The 14,987-nt window shown below is 54.7% G+C and carries 18 protein-coding genes; 14 read left to right on the top strand and 4 right to left on the bottom strand.

What is annotated here, in order from left to right; all coding sequences use genetic code 11:
* Positions 1-76: 76 nt before the first annotated feature.
* From lexA to Q4579_RS19910, 6 genes are all read left to right on the top strand, one after another.
* The gene (lexA, locus tag Q4579_RS19935) at positions 77-697 is read left to right on the top strand and encodes a transcriptional repressor LexA (protein WP_303566513.1); all 621 of its coding nucleotides are present in this window, start codon (positions 77-79) and stop codon (positions 695-697) included.
* An 87-nt stretch (positions 698-784) separates the two neighbouring features.
* Entirely contained in the window at positions 785-1,582 is a 798-nt protein-coding gene (locus tag Q4579_RS19930) for a class I SAM-dependent methyltransferase (protein ID WP_303566512.1), read from the top strand.
* Positions 1,583-1,804: 222 nt separating this feature from the next.
* Positions 1,805-2,950: a cytochrome c oxidase subunit II gene (gene coxB, locus Q4579_RS19925; protein ID WP_303566511.1), complete on the top strand. Its 1,146-nt coding sequence runs from the start codon at positions 1,805-1,807 to the stop codon at positions 2,948-2,950.
* A 13-nt stretch (positions 2,951-2,963) separates the two neighbouring features.
* The gene (gene ctaD / locus Q4579_RS19920) at positions 2,964-4,565 is read left to right on the top strand and encodes a cytochrome c oxidase subunit I (protein WP_303566510.1); all 1,602 of its coding nucleotides are present in this window, start codon (positions 2,964-2,966) and stop codon (positions 4,563-4,565) included.
* A gap of 9 nt (positions 4,566-4,574) precedes the next feature.
* Complete coding sequence (locus Q4579_RS19915; RefSeq protein ID WP_211646550.1) at positions 4,575-5,126, top strand: cytochrome c oxidase assembly protein; 552 nt, start codon at positions 4,575-4,577, stop codon at positions 5,124-5,126.
* Positions 5,127-5,134: 8 nt separating this feature from the next.
* Entirely contained in the window at positions 5,135-6,037 is a 903-nt protein-coding gene (locus Q4579_RS19910) for a cytochrome c oxidase subunit 3 (protein ID WP_303566508.1), read from the top strand.
* A 9-nt stretch (positions 6,038-6,046) separates the two neighbouring features.
* Here Q4579_RS19910 and Q4579_RS19905 read toward each other — a convergent pair whose 3' ends face one another.
* Positions 6,047-6,253 carry a DUF2909 domain-containing protein gene (locus Q4579_RS19905; protein ID WP_211646549.1) on the bottom strand — a complete coding sequence of 69 codons (207 nt, stop codon included), beginning with the start codon at positions 6,251-6,253 and terminating at the stop codon, positions 6,047-6,049.
* 52 nt (positions 6,254-6,305) lie between these two features.
* On the opposite strand from Q4579_RS19905, the gene Q4579_RS19900 reads away from it, so the two are divergent.
* The 6 genes from Q4579_RS19900 (at position 6,306) to Q4579_RS19875 (ending at position 11,598) form a co-directional block, all read left to right on the top strand.
* Entirely contained in the window at positions 6,306-7,007 is a 702-nt protein-coding gene (locus Q4579_RS19900) for an SURF1 family protein (protein ID WP_303566507.1), read from the top strand.
* Positions 7,004-7,549: a cytochrome oxidase gene (locus Q4579_RS19895; protein WP_303566506.1), complete on the top strand. Its 546-nt coding sequence runs from the start codon at positions 7,004-7,006 to the stop codon at positions 7,547-7,549. The genes Q4579_RS19900 and Q4579_RS19895 overlap by 4 nt, the downstream gene beginning before the upstream one ends.
* Before the next feature lie 28 nt (positions 7,550-7,577).
* Positions 7,578-8,723, top strand: coding sequence for a heme A synthase (locus Q4579_RS19890; RefSeq protein ID WP_303566505.1), 1,146 nt, complete (start codon positions 7,578-7,580; stop codon positions 8,721-8,723).
* A gap of 18 nt (positions 8,724-8,741) precedes the next feature.
* Positions 8,742-9,668: a heme o synthase gene (cyoE, locus tag Q4579_RS19885; protein WP_303566504.1), complete on the top strand. Its 927-nt coding sequence runs from the start codon at positions 8,742-8,744 to the stop codon at positions 9,666-9,668.
* Between the two features lie 80 nt (positions 9,669-9,748).
* A complete protein-coding gene (dinF, locus tag Q4579_RS19880) occupies positions 9,749-11,098 on the top strand; it encodes an MATE family efflux transporter DinF (protein ID WP_303566502.1) in 1,350 nt (449 codons plus the stop codon).
* A 107-nt stretch (positions 11,099-11,205) separates the two neighbouring features.
* Positions 11,206-11,598 carry a 3D domain-containing protein gene (locus tag Q4579_RS19875; protein ID WP_303566500.1) on the top strand — a complete coding sequence of 131 codons (393 nt, stop codon included), beginning with the start codon at positions 11,206-11,208 and terminating at the stop codon, positions 11,596-11,598.
* A gap of 174 nt (positions 11,599-11,772) precedes the next feature.
* On the opposite strand, the gene nfuA is transcribed toward Q4579_RS19875, so the two are convergent.
* Both nfuA and Q4579_RS19865 read right to left on the bottom strand, forming a co-directional pair.
* A complete protein-coding gene (nfuA, locus tag Q4579_RS19870) occupies positions 11,773-12,351 on the bottom strand; it encodes a Fe-S biogenesis protein NfuA (RefSeq protein ID WP_303566558.1) in 579 nt (192 codons plus the stop codon).
* A gap of 99 nt (positions 12,352-12,450) precedes the next feature.
* Entirely contained in the window at positions 12,451-13,146 is a 696-nt protein-coding gene (locus tag Q4579_RS19865) for a ComF family protein (RefSeq protein ID WP_303566498.1), read from the bottom strand.
* A 49-nt stretch (positions 13,147-13,195) separates the two neighbouring features.
* On the opposite strand from Q4579_RS19865, the gene bioH reads away from it, so the two are divergent.
* Positions 13,196-14,008, top strand: a complete 813-nt coding sequence (gene bioH, locus Q4579_RS19860) for a pimeloyl-ACP methyl ester esterase BioH (protein ID WP_303566497.1) — start codon at positions 13,196-13,198, stop codon at positions 14,006-14,008.
* Between the two features lie 143 nt (positions 14,009-14,151).
* Positions 14,152-14,616, top strand: a complete 465-nt coding sequence (locus Q4579_RS19855) for an ATP-dependent Lon protease (protein ID WP_211646542.1) — start codon at positions 14,152-14,154, stop codon at positions 14,614-14,616.
* 186 nt (positions 14,617-14,802) lie between these two features.
* Here the strand turns inward: Q4579_RS19855 and Q4579_RS19850 are convergent.
* Positions 14,803-14,987 (bottom strand): hypothetical protein (locus Q4579_RS19850; RefSeq protein ID WP_303566494.1); only part of this gene is annotated, 185 nt, incomplete at its 5' end.

Raw genomic sequence — 14,987 nt, 5'->3', positions numbered from 1 at the left:
TGCGCGATATAGCCTTTTCAAACCCCTGAACACTGGATATACTCACAGTGAACTGTATAAAAAGACAGGGTATGTCATGAAGCCGTTAACGCCACGCCAACAAGAAGTCTTTGATTTGATCAAAGCAAAAATTGAAGAATGCGGGATGCCACCGACGCGGGCGGAGATTGCCCGTGAACTGGGATTCCGTTCTGCCAATGCGGCAGAGGAACATCTGAAAGCCCTTGCCCGCAAGCAAGTGATTGAAATTGTACCGGGTGCTTCCCGGGGGATCCGTTTGCTGGTTCATGAAGAAGCACCGGATGAGCCGGGACTTCCCCTGATTGGCCGGGTTGCTGCCGGAGAACCCATTCTGGCGCAGGAACATGTTGAAACCCACTATGATGTTGATCCGGCGATGTTTAAACCTCAGGCAGATTTCCTGTTGCGGGTGAATGGCATGAGCATGAAGGACATTGGGATTCTGGACGGCGATCTGCTGGCTGTACACAAAACTCAGGATGTGCGGAACGGTCAGGTTGTTGTTGCCCGCGTGGATGACGATGTGACGGTGAAACGTCTGGAGAAAAAGGGTGCTCAGGTCTTTTTGCATGCAGAAAATGACGCTTTTGCGCCAATTGTGGTTGATCTGACTCAGCAACAACTGACCATTGAAGGCATTGCCGTTGGGGTGATCCGCAATGGTGGCTGGAGTTAAATTGCACCCGGTTCAAATCGGGCAGAGGATTTCTTTGCATTAAAGAATGAGAGTCATTATCATTCAAGGGTAACCTTGGAGATGATCATGACGAAATCTGCCCGCTACCATATTCCGGCTGACCTGTTGCAGCCGCTCTGGCTCCGCAGCCGCGAGAGTCTGGCGGACGGTGGTTTAATATATGACCCGCTTGCCGCAGCGGCATGTCAGCAGTGTCATCTCGCACCAGATTGTCTGACCGGGAATGTCGATCAGCATCAATTACTGCACGCCACATTAACGCTGCTGGTCGATCAGCGCGTTCAGCATTTTTTACGTCGTTTTCCCAACGGGCATGTCATCAATGTCGGTGCCGGATTGGATACGCGTTTCTATCGTCTCGATAATGGCCGTTGTCGCTGGCTGGAACTGGACTGTGATGAAACCTTGCTGTGGCGCCAACGCTTATTCCATCGCAGTGAACGTTACCGGATGCGTCCGGGGTCTGTGACCGATCTGAGCTGGCTCTCTCAGTTGCCGACCAGTTTTTCCTCGCCGGTGATGCTGGTGTGTGATCAGGCATTACTGCAGGCATCTGAGGCCGAAGTGGCCCGGTTTGTACAGCGGGTTGGCTGCCATTTTCATCAACTGGAACTGTGCCTGGTGCTGGCGGGTGATCGCTGTCAGACCGCGTTAGGGCAACAGTTGGGCGCTCAGGAGTATGACCATGGCTTTGCGGATCCGGTGCGTCAGTTGCTGCAATGGTTGCCCTGGTCTGAAGAAGTTGCCAGTCATTCCCCCTTGGATGTAGCGTGTCCTCGCTGGCGGCCGTGGCATCGCTGGTTGACCCGGCTGACTGCATTTCGTCACCGATTAACGCCGGTTGTGACTCACTTGCGTTATTAGCCACAAAATCATTCTATTGCCGCTTATATTGCAGAATCCTGAAGCTTGTCTATTTCTTGCGCAAAATTTTGCGCATTCTCCGAAATCTGTCCTAAGTTAAATGTAAACAAGCTGTTAAGAGCTTTTTTGCGCTGAGAAGACTTTCCGGCGGGTTCGGCTGTCTCTGTTCCTGTGATCAGACTGCCGCGACCACATGGACTGACTGCAGGAGGGATCCAGGGAATGATGCGGCAATTGTTTTACGGATTACTGGGCGGATTCGTGTTGCCTGCATGGGCAGAGACGACATCCATGCCGCTGAATATGACTCAGGGAGTGACCGGGGTCAGTCAGCAGGTTTATTCGCTGCACATGACGATCTTCTACATCTGCGTGGCGATTGGTGTGGTGGTATTCGGCGTGATGTTCTGGGCCATTATCCATCATCGTAAATCACGTGGTGCTGTTGCTGCGTCCTTCCACGAGAGCACCAAGGTCGAACTGCTCTGGACGCTGATCCCCTTTGTGATTCTGATTGTGATGGCGATTCCTGCCACCAAAACCCTGCTGGCCATGGAAGATACCACCCAGTCTGATCTCACCATTCAGATCACGGGCTCGCAGTGGAAATGGCATTACACCTATTTTGGTGAGGATGTGTCGTTTTATTCCAATCTCGCAACCACACAGGCACAAATCAAGAATGAACGCCAGAAACGGGAGAATTACCTGCTGGAAGTCGATCATCCGCTGGTGTTGCCCGTCGGCCAGAAAATTCGTTTTCTGATGACCTCTCAGGATGTCATTCATTCCTGGTGGGTGCCCGCATTCGCAGTGAAAAAAGATGCCAACCCAGGCTTTATTAATGAAGCCTGGACCCGGATTGACGAGCCCGGTATTTACCGGGGGCAGTGCGCCGAGCTATGCGGGAAGGATCATGGTTTCATGCCCATTGTGGTCATCGCCAAATCCCAGGCTGACTATGATGAATGGCTGCAGGTGACAAAAACCGCCCAGCGGGTGGCGCGGGAAGAAGAGCAACGTCTGCTGGATATGGAAATGCCGATGGATGAGCTGATGGCCATGGGCGAAAAAGTCTACAACACCCGTTGTGCTGTGTGTCATCAGGTGAATGGTCAGGGGCTGCCGGGTGCCTTCCCGGCGCTGGCTGGAGAAGGGATATCGATGGATCCGGGTAAGAAACTGGAACACATCAGCGTGGTGGTTCATGGTCGGAATGGCACGGCGATGCAGGCATTCGGGCCTCAGCTGAGCCTGAAAGAGCTGGCTGCGGTGATTACCTATGAGCGAAATGCCTGGGGAAATGACACCGGAGATACCGTGCAGGCTGCAGAGGTTCAGGCAGTGTTGAAAGGCGAAGAGCTTTAGGGAGTGACCAAGCATGACGGACATGATGCGCGAGCAGGCGGCGGAAGACACCACGCATACAGCACATGAAGTGCACCACCATCACGGGATTCGGCGCTGGCTGTTTACGACCAACCACAAGGATATCGGCACACTGTATCTGCTGTTCAGCTTTGCGATGTTTTTGATTGGCGGTGCCATGGCCATGGTGATCCGGGCGGAGTTATTCCAGCCGGGGCTGCAGTTGGTGGAGCCCAACTTTTTTAACCAGATGACGACGGTTCACGGCCTGATTATGGTCTTTGGTGCCGTGATGCCCGCATTTACCGGACTTGCGAACTGGATGGTGCCGATGATGATCGGGGCGCCGGATATGGCATTACCCCGGATGAATAACTGGAGTTTCTGGATTCTGCCGTTCGCCTTCACCATGTTGCTGGCATCGTTGTTTATGGAAGGGGGCGGCCCGAACTTTGGCTGGACTTTCTATGCGCCGCTGTCGACCACGTATAGCCCGCAAAGCACCGGCTTGTTTGTGTTTGCACTGCACATCATGGGGATCAGTTCCATCATGGGGGCAATCAACGTCATCGTCACCATTATCAACCTGCGTGCACCAGGCATGACTTACATGAAAATGCCGCTGTTTGTCTGGACCTGGCTGATCACGGCGTTTCTGCTGATTGCGGTAATGCCGGTGCTGGCCGGGGCGGTCACCATGGTGCTGACCGACAAGTATTTCGGCACCAGCTTTTTCGATGCGGCAGGCGGGGGAGATCCCGTGATGTTCCAGCATATCTTCTGGTTTTTTGGTCACCCTGAAGTGTACATCATGATTTTGCCGAGTTTCGGGATCGTTTCGGCGATTGTTCCGGCATTTTCGCGCAAGAAACTCTTCGGTTACAGCTCCATGGTGTATGCCACCGCTTCGATTGCCGGGCTGAGTTTTCTGGTCTGGGCGCACCATATGTTCACAACGGGGATGCCGGTGGCCGCCGAACTCTTTTTTATGTACTGCACCATGCTGATTTCGGTCCCGACCGGGGTGAAGGTGTTCAACTGGGTGGCGACCATGTGGCGCGGGTCTCTGACGTTTGAAGTGCCCATGCTGTTTGCCATTGCCTTTATCATTCTGTTCACCATCGGGGGGTTCTCCGGCCTGATGCTGGCGATTACGCCGGCAGACTTCCAGTACCATGATACCTACTTCGTGGTCGCGCACTTCCACTATGTGCTGGTCTCCGGTGCAATTTTCTCCATCATGGCTGCGGCCTACTACTGGTTGCCCAAATGGACTGGACACATGTTTGATGAGCGGCTCGCCAAGTGGCATTTCTGGTGCTCTGTGGTGTCGGTGAACATTCTGTTCTTCCCGATGCACTTCCTTGGTCTGGCCGGGATGCCGCGCCGGATCCCGGACTATGCTTTGCAGTTTGCAGATGTGAACGCCGTGGTCAGTATCGGGGGCTTTATGTTCGGACTGTCGCAGCTGATTTTCCTGGCGGTATTGATCAAGTGTATCCGCGGCGGTGAGCCTGCCGGGGCCAAGCCCTGGGACGGGGCCGAAGGACTGGAATGGACCGTGCCTTCACCCGCGCCTCACCATACGTTCTCAACGCCACCGAAGGTGGATTAAGGAGGCACTATGGCTGACAACGGCCAAGATAAAGGCAAGAAGAAGTCGCTGCTGACACTGATTGTATTGTCGCTGGGGATGTTCGGCTTCGCCTTCGCACTGGTGCCACTTTATGACGTGTTCTGCGAAGTCACCGGAATTAACGGAAAAACGTCCAATCAGGCGGCGATTGCCAGTCAGCAGGTGGATGAAAAGCGCAATATCACGGTGGAATTTGTGGCGTATATCAATCCGGGTATGGCCTGGCAGTTCGAACCTGAAGTGACCCGCATGGTGGTGCATCCGGGGGAAACCCACAAAGTGCTGTTCGCGGCGAAAAACCTGACGAAGCATGCCACGGTCGGACAGGCAGTGCCTTCGGTGTCGCCGGGGCAGGGGGCACAGTATTTTAATAAGATTGAATGCTTTTGCTTTAACCGCCAGCCACTGGCGGCCGGTGCATCGGCAGAATTGCCATTGCTGTTCTATATCGATCCCGAGCTGCCAGAGGACATCAATACTCTGACGCTGGCTTATACCTTGTTTAACGCTCAGCCGGAACCCGCGGCACAAACGCAATGAGGTCGACCATGGCAAATCCATACTCTGAACATGATCAGTCGCTGACGCCACCCCACGAGCCTTATTACGTCCCGGCGGCCAGTGCATGGCCGATTGTGGGCGCAGTGGCTCTGTTTTTGATTGCGATGGGCGCTGGGGCCACAGTCGGCGGGCTGTTTGGCGGAAATGGCCCCTGGATACTGATGTCCGGGGTTGGCCTGTTGCTGATGATGCTGGTGGGTTGGTTCCGGGATGTGATCCGGGAGTCGATGAGCGGGTTATACAGCTCGCAGATGGATCGTTCGTTCCGGCAGGGCATGAGCTGGTTTATTTTCTCTGAAATTATGTTCTTTGCTGCATTCTTCGGTGCACTCTTCTATGCCCGGATGATTGCCGTGCCCTGGCTGGGCGGGGCGGGCAACAATGCGATGACTCATGAAGTGCTGTGGCCGGAATTTATTGCGCATTGGCCGTTGGTGATGACACCGGGCGGAACGGAAACGCAGGCGATGGGTCCGATCGGTCTACCTTTATACAACACGCTGATTTTGCTGACGTCTTCAGTCACGGTGCATCTGGCACATACCGCTCTGGAAAAAGACAACCGCCCGCGGCTGACCCTGTTTTTATTGCTGACGGTGCTACTTGGCGGGCTGTTTGTTTACCTGCAGGGTGTGGAATATATCCATGCCTATGAAGAGATGAACCTGACGCTGGATGCCGGTGTGTATGGCAACACCTTTTTCATGCTGACGGGTTTTCACGGCCTCCATGTCACGCTTGGCACTCTGATTTTGTTCATTGTCTGGCTGCGGGTCTTGAATGGCCACTTTTCGGCCAAGAGTCACTTTGCGTTTCAGGCCGGTGCCTGGTACTGGCACTTCGTGGATGTGGTCTGGCTGGGGCTGTTTGTGTTCGTTTATATCCTGTAGCGCATTGCGTTAGTAAGGTCGCGGATTGGGATCAATCAGGCCCGTGGCCAGCGCCAGCAGTAAGAGGGCGAACAGCAGGACAGAAAACAATATCCGGCGACCGAGAAAGTGAGACATCGGCTTACTTTGTTTGCCCCGGAGCATCACGGGCAAGGCCCGGAACAGATTAAACACAATAAAGATCAGCAGGCAGATTATCAGGGCTTTCAGCAGCATGGGCACTCCGTGTGTGGCTGTATCCGGCGACCGAAGTGAGGTTCAGGACGCAATGAGACGAACAGGGTTTGTTCTTTTTACTTTGGTGGTCCTGCTGGGGTTGGTCAAGCTGGGATTGTGGCAAATCTCACGGGGACAGGAAAAAGAGATCCTGACGGCTGCACTCAAACTTCGGGGCGAGCAGACCTATTTCAGTCTCGCCAGTCTGCCTGAAGACCCTTTGTGGTACCGGGTCAGACTCAGCGGCACGTTTGACCACAGCCAGGCTGTCTTGCTGGATAACCAGCTCGATCAGGGCAGGCCGGGATACCACCTGTTTTATCCGTTCCAGACAGAACGCGGGGACTGGCTGCTGGTGAATCTGGGCTGGATTGCCGCGCCGCAATACCGGGAGGAACTGCCGGTTCTGCCCGAACATCACGGGTTGGTGCAGATCACCGGAACCATTGCGCCCCCGACGCAACTCCCAGAGCTGGCGCAGGAGGTGCCAGGAGAAAGCTGGCCTCGGCGGGTGCAAAATATTAAGCCAGACGAGCTGGCCAGCGCGACCGGATTACCCTTGCCGGCCTGGGTGGTTCAGATCGCACCGGACGACCCGCTGGCGCTGAAGCAGAACTGGCAGCCGGTGGTGATGGGGCCGCAAAAGCATTATGCCTATGCCGCGCAGTGGTTTCTGCTGGCTGTTGCAGTGGCCGGTATGGCCTGGTGGTGGCTTCGACGGACGAAGCCGGAAAGAAAAGGAAGTCAGGGATGAAGAAACATGTCAGCTTAATTCTGTTGTTACTGGTTTTTATCTTGCCTGTGCTGCTGGCCAAATTGGTGCTGGATCGCCACTGGTATCAGGGCGGCGTCACCAATCGTGGGCAACTCCTTGAAGAGCCGGTTGTGTCCGACTGGCTGGGCAATCGGGGTCTGTGGCAGCTGGTGTATCTGTTACCGGAACAGTGCGATTCCCGTTGTCAGGGGGCGTTGTTCAATTTACGACAAGTACCTGTGGCAATGGGGGCTGAGCAGGAGCGAGTGGCGAGCCTGATTCTGGTGTCCGGGCAAGGTCATCTGAGTTTACCTGCGGACGAGTCATCCGCTGCAGGCGGCGCGATTCTGGTCGCACCGCAGCCTGTGCTGGATCAGTTACGGCAGCTTCAGCATGGTGCGGAAGCGATTTATATCGCGGATCCGCAGGGCAATGTGATGCTGGCTTACCCGCTGGTGGAAGGAAAAACGCAGGTGCTGGCGCAGGGCAAAGACATGTTGCGTGATCTGAAGCGTCTGCTGAAAGTCTCCAAGATTGGCTGATAGCGCATTGATGCGCGAAGGAGTAGCGATGGATAGCCTGGCTTCTCAATTCCGCCTAACCGACCGGCGGTTTACCTGGCTGGTTGGTTTGACCTTTTCCTTATCTGTGACCGTGATTGCATTGGGCGCGTATACCCGGCTGACGGAAGCCGGATTGGGCTGCCCGGACTGGCCAGGTTGTTACGGATTTCTGACCGTGCCCAAAACGGAATCCCAGCATGCATTGGCGCAGCAAGCCTTTCCGGATCATCCCGTTGAAGTCCATAAAGCCTGGAATGAGATGCTGCATCGTTATGTGGCAGGCGCATTAGGTCTGCTGATTGTAGCCATCAATGTAGTGGCCCGCCGCCGGGCAGACCGGCCCCGCAGGATGCCACTGATTTTACTGGGGATTGTGATTTTTCAGGCCGCACTGGGGATGTGGACGGTGACCATGGCGCTCAAGCCTGTGGTGGTCATGGGGCATTTACTGGGGGGCTTTACCACCGCCAGTCTGCTGCTGGTACTCTGGCTGCGGATGCTCAGACGTCAGCGCCCAGCGGCTATGTCCGGCCCGCCTGCCGTCTCTCCATCCCTGACGTCTGTGCGGCGATTAGCCGTGGCGGCTTTGGTCGTTGTCGCCATGCAGATTGCGCTGGGCGGTTGGACCGCCGCGAATTACGCAGCGGTTGTCTGTACGCAATTGCCCGTGTGTGAAGTTGATTGGGTCAGCAAGTTTGATATCACCGCCTTTGAACCCTGGCAGCCTGGATTTCAGACCTATCAGTACGGCGTGTTGAATTTCGATCAGCGGGTGTCCATCCATGCTGCACACCGAATCGGGGCCATGATCACCACAGCGATCGTTTTGCTGTTGTGCTGGCAGCTGTGGCGAATAGGGTGGCGTCGTTCGGCGTTGGGTCTCACGGCATTACTGGGGATTCAGATTGCGCTGGGGGTGACCAATGTGGTGGCCAGTTTGCCTTTACCTGTGGCCGTTGCACATAACCTGGGTGGTCTGAGCCTGTTGCTGGGAACATTGTCGACATACTGGGTGTTGTCTCGTCATCGGGAAACGACCCGGTTCAAGCAGCGACCGGCGATTCACCGGGTGAAATACAGCAGGCACGGGCACGGATTGCCTTTACAGCGCAAACCTGCCGGGTACGTGCAGATGACACAGAAGTCCGGTTAATTCAGGGAGGAAGAAAAGATGGCAAAATCAAACCTTGTCGAACAGCGCCAGATTGCCCTGTCCGGCCGTCACTGGCGGCAGCTTGGCCGGGATTACCTGATGATGACCAAGCCCAAGGTGGTGGCAATGCTGTTGCTGACCGCACTGGTGGGCATGTGTCTGGCCGTACCGGGGATTCCGCCGCTCAAAGCCGTGGTGTTGGGGCTGATGGGGATTGGCCTGCAGTCCGCTGCTGCAGCTGCGTTCAATCATGTGCTGGATCGCCGGATTGACGCCCGGATGGCGCGAACCCATCACCGCCCGCTGGCCCGAGGCCGGGTACCGATGTTGCATGCGGTGATTTTTGCCAGCGGTATGATGGTGCTGGGCTTTGCCTTGCTCTGGCAACTCAATGCGCTGACTGCGTGGCTGACCTTTGCCAGTCTGGTCGGCTATGCGCTGGTTTATACCGTGTGGCTCAAGCACGCGACGCCTCAGAATATCGTGATTGGTGGACTGGCGGGGGCAGCGCCACCTTTATTGGGCTGGGCGGCGGTCACCGGTGAGTTTGATCCCCATGCATTGCTGCTGGTGATGCTGGTGTTTGCCTGGACCCCGCCGCACTTCTGGGCGCTGGCGATTCACCGGCGGGATGATTACGCCAAGGCTGATGTGCCGATGCTGCCCGTAACCCATGGCATCGCGTTCACGAAGACCATGGTGCTGCTCTATACCCTGATCCTTACTTTGATTGGCCTCATGCCCTGGCTGACTGGCATGAGTGGGATGCTGTATCTGGCGGGAAGCCTTGCATTGAATCTGGGCTTTGTGGCTTATGCGCTGAAGCTGAAATTTGCGGATGAGCCCGGTCATGCATGGGCGACGTTCAAGTATTCCATCTGGCATTTACTGGGTTTATTTGTGGTGCTGCTGGCCGACCACTGGTTGCAGGCCCTGATCGCCTGAGGATACCGGCGGCGGATTGTGTCGCTGCCGGTCACCCCTTACACTGTGCGGCTGAATGGATTGAACAATAAGGTATTGCCGTGCTGGCCGCATTAAAAGATGTCTCCCTCCACCGTCAGGTTTTTGCGCTGGCGTTTCCCATGGTGTTGTCCAATATCACGGTTCCGCTGCTTGGGCTGGTGGATGCCGCAGTCATTGGTCATCTGGAACACGCCTGGTATTTAGGGGGCGTGGCCGTCGGTGGCATGATGATCAGTGTGACCTTCTGGCTGCTGGGCTTTCTGCGAATGGCGACAACGGGGCTCTGTGCTCAGGCCTATGGCGCCAGCAACAAACCTGCCCATGCGGCTGTGTTTCTGCAGGGTATCGCGCTGGCTTGGGGGCTGGCGCTGCTGCTGATTGCAGGCCACAGTCTGATCCTCGGCGCTGTCTTTCATTTCAGTGATGCCAGCAATGCCGTGAAAACCTACGCCGATCAGTATTTTTCCATCCGGATCTGGGGCGCGCCTGCCGCTCTGGCAAATTTCGTGATCATGGGCTGGCTGCTTGGCAGTCAGAATGCCCGATTACCGATGTGGCTCCTGATCATCACCAACAGCGTCAATATTCTGCTGGATGTACTTTTTGTGCTGGGGCTGGGCTGGCAAGTGAAAGGGGCTGCGGCTGCCTCGGTGATTGCTGAATACAGCGGGATGCTGCTCGGGTTCTATTTCGTGTCACGGCAGTGGGTCGTCCTGAATTTGCCCCGCTGGAACACCCAGCTGGATAAAATCCGACAAGGCATGGGGCGATTGCTGCGACTCAATCGGGATATCTTCCTGCGCAGCTTATGCCTGCAACTGGCATTCAGTTTTATGACCTTTCAAGGGGCCAGCCTGGGTGATCATGTCGTGGCTGCCAATGCAGTGCTGATGAGTTTTCTGATGCTGGTGTCTTACGGCATGGATGGCTTTGCGTATGCGATGGAGGCCATGGTGGGGAAAGCCATCGGGGCCAGGAACCGGGATGCGCTTGGGCGTTCGCTGATCGGGACGACGTTCTGGAGTCTGGTGATTTCGCTCGTTATGACCCTGGCATTTGTTTACTTCGGTTCGCAGATTATCAGCCTGATTTCTGACATTCCTGCGGTTCAGGCAGAAGCCGTGCGGTATTTGCCATGGCTGGCCGCCGTGCCGCTGGTCTCCATGTGGTGTTTTCTGTTGGACGGCATTTTCATCGGTGCCACTCGCGGGCGGGAAATGCGCAACAGTATGTTTGTTGCCACCTGTACATTCTTTCTGATTTGGCAAGGGTTCCAGGCGTTTGGCAATCACGCCTTATGGGCGGCCATGCTCGGTTTTCTGGGCATGCGGGGGCTGTCGCTTGCGGCTATTTTTGCCTATCAGTGGCAAAAAAATATTTTCCTTGAAGAGGCCTGTACCAACAAATAGTTAGCATATTTTATGCTGTTCAATAAGCCGTCTTGGGTTTAAAAATCTATCCTTTACCATTGAAAGTGTTTAAAATGTAACCTGTTTTTGGTTGGTATAGGTTGAAAATGAAACAAAAGTTCGGTGTTTTTTTATTGGTAATTATGAGTTTAGGCTGGTGTTTTCATGTGAATGCGATGCCTTCGGGAGCCAAGTTGAAAGTGACGGCAACCGCTTATAATTCGGTACCCGCACAAACAGACAGTAACCCATCGATTGCTGCCTGGGGAGACCGACTTAAACCGGGCATGAAGGCCATTGCAGTGTCCCGTGATCTTTTGAGTATGGGCCTGAAGCACGGTTCGAAAGTGAAGATTTCCGGTCTGCCGGGTGAGTATGTGGTGCTGGATAAGATGCACCGTCGCTGGTCAAAGAAGATTGATATCTACATGGGACGTGATGTCCGGGCAGCCAAGAACTGGGGCCGACGATCAGTCACCATCACCGTTATTGAAGCCTGATCAAGCAAAATACCTAGCCGAATAATCGCACGAAAGCCTGATTATCCTGATAGGCATTAAGCCCAAAGTATAAAAAAAAGCCGCAATCGCGGCTTTTTTTGTGTTCATGACGTGTTCACGACGTGTTCGCTGTATCGGCGCGCGGGTAGGGCTTCGCACGCCTCAAAACATGAATCAGTAATATGAGTGATCGCCGCGGGCGTGCTCCGTGACGTCACGCACTCCTTTGAGTTCACCGCTGAATTCAGCCAGCAGTTGCTTCTCAATCCCTTCTTTCAGGGTGACATCAACCATGGAACAGCCGTTACAGCCGCCGCCGAACTGCAGAATGGCCACACCGTCTTCGGTAATTTCAGACAGCGATACATGACCACCGTGACCCGACAGCTGCGGGTTGATCTGAGTCTGAATCACATAATCCACACGCTCCATCAGGGGCGCATCGTCTGAAACTTTACGGACTTTGGCGTTTGGTGCTTTCAGGGTCAGCTGAGAGCCCATTTTGTCGGTGACAAAATCGATTTCGGCATCGGCAAGAAATGGCAGGCTCAGTTCATCGACATAGGCAGAGAACAGATCAAATTTGAGTTCAGTGTCGGTGGCCTCAACCGCTTCCGGCGGACAGTAAGACACGCCGCACTCAGCGTTCGGTGTACCCGGGTTCACCACGAAGACACGGATGCTGGTTCCTTCCGGCTGCTGGGCCAGCAGCTTGACGAAATGCTGTTGTGCAGTTTCTGTAATAGTAATCATAGACACGACGTTATACCTGACTTAGTAAGCGTAAAACCTATTCTACTCTTTGGCGATCAAACTCGCACCCCTGAATCTTGTGTGGTTTTTTTGAACAGATCACCGCACCGAGACTTTTGGATGCGGGGTGAAGGCCAGGCAGTAGATATCGATCTGGCGGACGCCTTGCTTGCGTAGCAGCCGGGACAGGACAGACACCGTGCTGCCAGTGGTGACCACATCATCAACAATGGCGACCTGTTCGGGCCAGTCTCTTTCTTTGAGTATAAATGCCTGTTGCAGATTCTGCAGACGAGCCTGCCGGGATAACTGATGCTGCGGCAAAGCGCGCCGGATACGGCGTAGGCTTTGCGTATCAACCGTCGCATTCAGGCTGGAAGCCAGGGTTGTCGCCAGTACGGTACTCTGGTTAAAACCCCGCAGCAGCAGCCGCCACGGATGCAGGGGAACAGGCAGCAACAAAGGTGCGGGCGCTGTAATCTGAGCAGCCAGCAACCGGGCAAGCGGTGGCCCCAGCCAGAATTGACGCTGGAACTTAAACTGTTGGATCAGACGATTCAGCGGGAAGCCATACTCACCCAACCGCACCAGCCGATCCCAGTGTGGTGGTGTGCGCAGGCAAAAACCACAGTGGGGACTGGCATCTAACGTGGTGGCGCCGCAATGTTGGCAGTAAGGTGGCTGCGGCAGGCTGGTCAGGCAAGTCTGACACCACAGGTGATCATCGTCACGCAGTGGTAAGCGGCAGAGTCCGCATTGCGGATTTGGCCATTGAAAGATTGATCTTCGCGTCACAGGGGATAACATCCTTGCCATCCGGTTTTCTCAGGTGAAGGAAGTGTACATGGCGGCGTCGGTTTACTGGCAAACATTTGGCCCGGAGTCGGGGCAGGGATCCGATCTGGTTCTCATTCATGGTTGGGGCATGAATGGCGCGGTCTGGCAGCACCTGATCCCACAGCTCAGTGCGCAGTACCGGGTTCATGTGGTCGATATGCCGGGTTATGGCCACAGTGCTGATGTGGCAGCGGACTCAGTATCTGCCATGGCACAGGCCATTCTGGCTGACGCACCGGCGCAGGCCGTCTGGCTTGGCTGGTCTCTGGGCGGGCTGGTTGCCAAACAAGCGTCACTGCTGGCCCCGGATCGCATCCGTAAGCTGATCACGGTGGCAAGTTCCCCCTGTTTTGCTGCCAATGGCCGCTGGCGTGGCATTCAGCCACAAGTGTTGCGTGACTTCCAGCAACAGCTCCGTGACGACTTCGCTTTAACGGTGGAGCGTTTCATGGCGCTTCAGGCCATGGGCAGCCCAACGGCAAGGCAGGATATCAAGCAGCTCAAACAGGCCGTTCTGTCACGGCCTCAGCCGACACCATCTGCACTGGCAGCAGGGTTGGAAATGCTGGCGGACGTTGATCTGCGTGAGGCACTGAGCGGGATTCGTCAGCCCTGGCTGCGGATGTATGGCCGACTGGACGGGCTGGTACCCGCCAAAGTGGCTGCAGACATGGATCAGCTGGCGCCGGATTCTCATAAAATGGTGTTCACCAAGGCGTCTCATGCACCCTTTATTTCTCATCCGGAGGACTTTCTGCATACGTTGAAAGTCTTTATGAACGAGGAAAGCTTTTCAGCACCCGCGACCACTCGGGTATAAAAATTAAAGTTAAAAGCCCTCTGGCCGATAAGCTCTGAGTACAGGCAGCAGAATTCTGCCATCTTTAGAACTATCAATACGTCGCACGACAATACCACGGATGTGTCAGGGTCGCGCTGGTTGCCTGAAGGAGTCGTCTCAACATGATCGTGTCGCCCCTGAATGTCAGTATGCCGACACTGGCACCCTCGGTGAATCCGATGACCGAGCAGGCTGCCCGTGATAATAAAGTGCGCAGCAAAGTTCGTCCGGCCAGTGCCAGCCTGGAATCGGGCAGCGAACCATCCCTGAAAGGTGATGAAAAGCAGATGAAACGTCCGGGCTGGGATCCCAGCGAACATCCGGGCTACGAGTCTCTTGATCAGCCGGTGTCGCGTGGTTACGGCTATCAGCAGGATTTTGAACAGCTGGTGCTGGCTTTGTCTGCCGACAGTTACATGAAGGATGTCAGTGAACTTGGCTATAGCATGCACATCCGTTTACCCCGAGCATTACTGGAAGAGCTGGCACAAATCAGTAATATGGAACGGATCCGCAGTGTGATCCGCTATAAATATGCCCAGTCCACCGTCCCGAACCCGCCCACCGAAATGCTGAAGATTGTTTGATTACCTGCGTTTTCAAAGTGAATTTAAAATTCATGCGATGGCCTTATGCATTTGCACTATTGTAATGCTTCAGTAGATGATGCCATGCCCACTTCCGTAAAAAGATAGATGTGACAAGCATCATCAAAAGGTAACGATAAACAGATAGGTTACCTGTTGTGATGAGTTGATAGGGAAACCAGCACACTAAGGTGAACGGGAGCAGGGCAAGATCATGAACGTTTTTTGCTCAATGCTAGGTGAAAATTGACCAGACGAACCAATTGTGATCTTATGCTCCTCTTTTGAGGAGTGGCCATGAATATCGATACCATCAAAGAACATTTCAGCATCATCCGTGACGAACGACAAAGCGCAAAAGTGGACTATCC

It is taken from the genome of Photobacterium sp. 1_MG-2023 (assembly GCF_030547945.1).
In the GTDB taxonomy this organism is placed as follows: Bacteria; Pseudomonadota; Gammaproteobacteria; order Enterobacterales; family Vibrionaceae; genus Photobacterium.
This window is presented reverse-complemented; position numbering and strand designations above follow the sequence as displayed.

Coding starts and splice junctions, on each gene's coding strand:
- lexA (WP_303566513.1), top strand. CDS start 77: ATGAAGCCGTTAACGCCACGCCAACAAGAAGTCTTTGATTTGATCAAA.
- Q4579_RS19930 (WP_303566512.1), top strand. CDS start 785: ATGACGAAATCTGCCCGCTACCATATTCCGGCTGACCTGTTGCAGCCG.
- coxB (WP_303566511.1), top strand. CDS start 1,805: ATGATGCGGCAATTGTTTTACGGATTACTGGGCGGATTCGTGTTGCCT.
- ctaD (WP_303566510.1), top strand. CDS start 2,964: ATGACGGACATGATGCGCGAGCAGGCGGCGGAAGACACCACGCATACA.
- Q4579_RS19915 (WP_211646550.1), top strand. CDS start 4,575: ATGGCTGACAACGGCCAAGATAAAGGCAAGAAGAAGTCGCTGCTGACA.
- Q4579_RS19910 (WP_303566508.1), top strand. CDS start 5,135: ATGGCAAATCCATACTCTGAACATGATCAGTCGCTGACGCCACCCCAC.
- Q4579_RS19905 (WP_211646549.1), bottom strand. CDS start 6,253: ATGCTGCTGAAAGCCCTGATAATCTGCCTGCTGATCTTTATTGTGTTT.
- Q4579_RS19900 (WP_303566507.1), top strand. CDS start 6,306: ATGAGACGAACAGGGTTTGTTCTTTTTACTTTGGTGGTCCTGCTGGGG.
- Q4579_RS19895 (WP_303566506.1), top strand. CDS start 7,004: ATGAAGAAACATGTCAGCTTAATTCTGTTGTTACTGGTTTTTATCTTG.
- Q4579_RS19890 (WP_303566505.1), top strand. CDS start 7,578: ATGGATAGCCTGGCTTCTCAATTCCGCCTAACCGACCGGCGGTTTACC.
- cyoE (WP_303566504.1), top strand. CDS start 8,742: ATGGCAAAATCAAACCTTGTCGAACAGCGCCAGATTGCCCTGTCCGGC.
- Q4579_RS19875 (WP_303566500.1), top strand. CDS start 11,206: ATGAAACAAAAGTTCGGTGTTTTTTTATTGGTAATTATGAGTTTAGGC.
- nfuA (WP_303566558.1), bottom strand. CDS start 12,351: ATGATTACTATTACAGAAACTGCACAACAGCATTTCGTCAAGCTGCTG.
- bioH (WP_303566497.1), top strand. CDS start 13,196: ATGGCGGCGTCGGTTTACTGGCAAACATTTGGCCCGGAGTCGGGGCAG.
- Q4579_RS19855 (WP_211646542.1), top strand. CDS start 14,152: ATGATCGTGTCGCCCCTGAATGTCAGTATGCCGACACTGGCACCCTCG.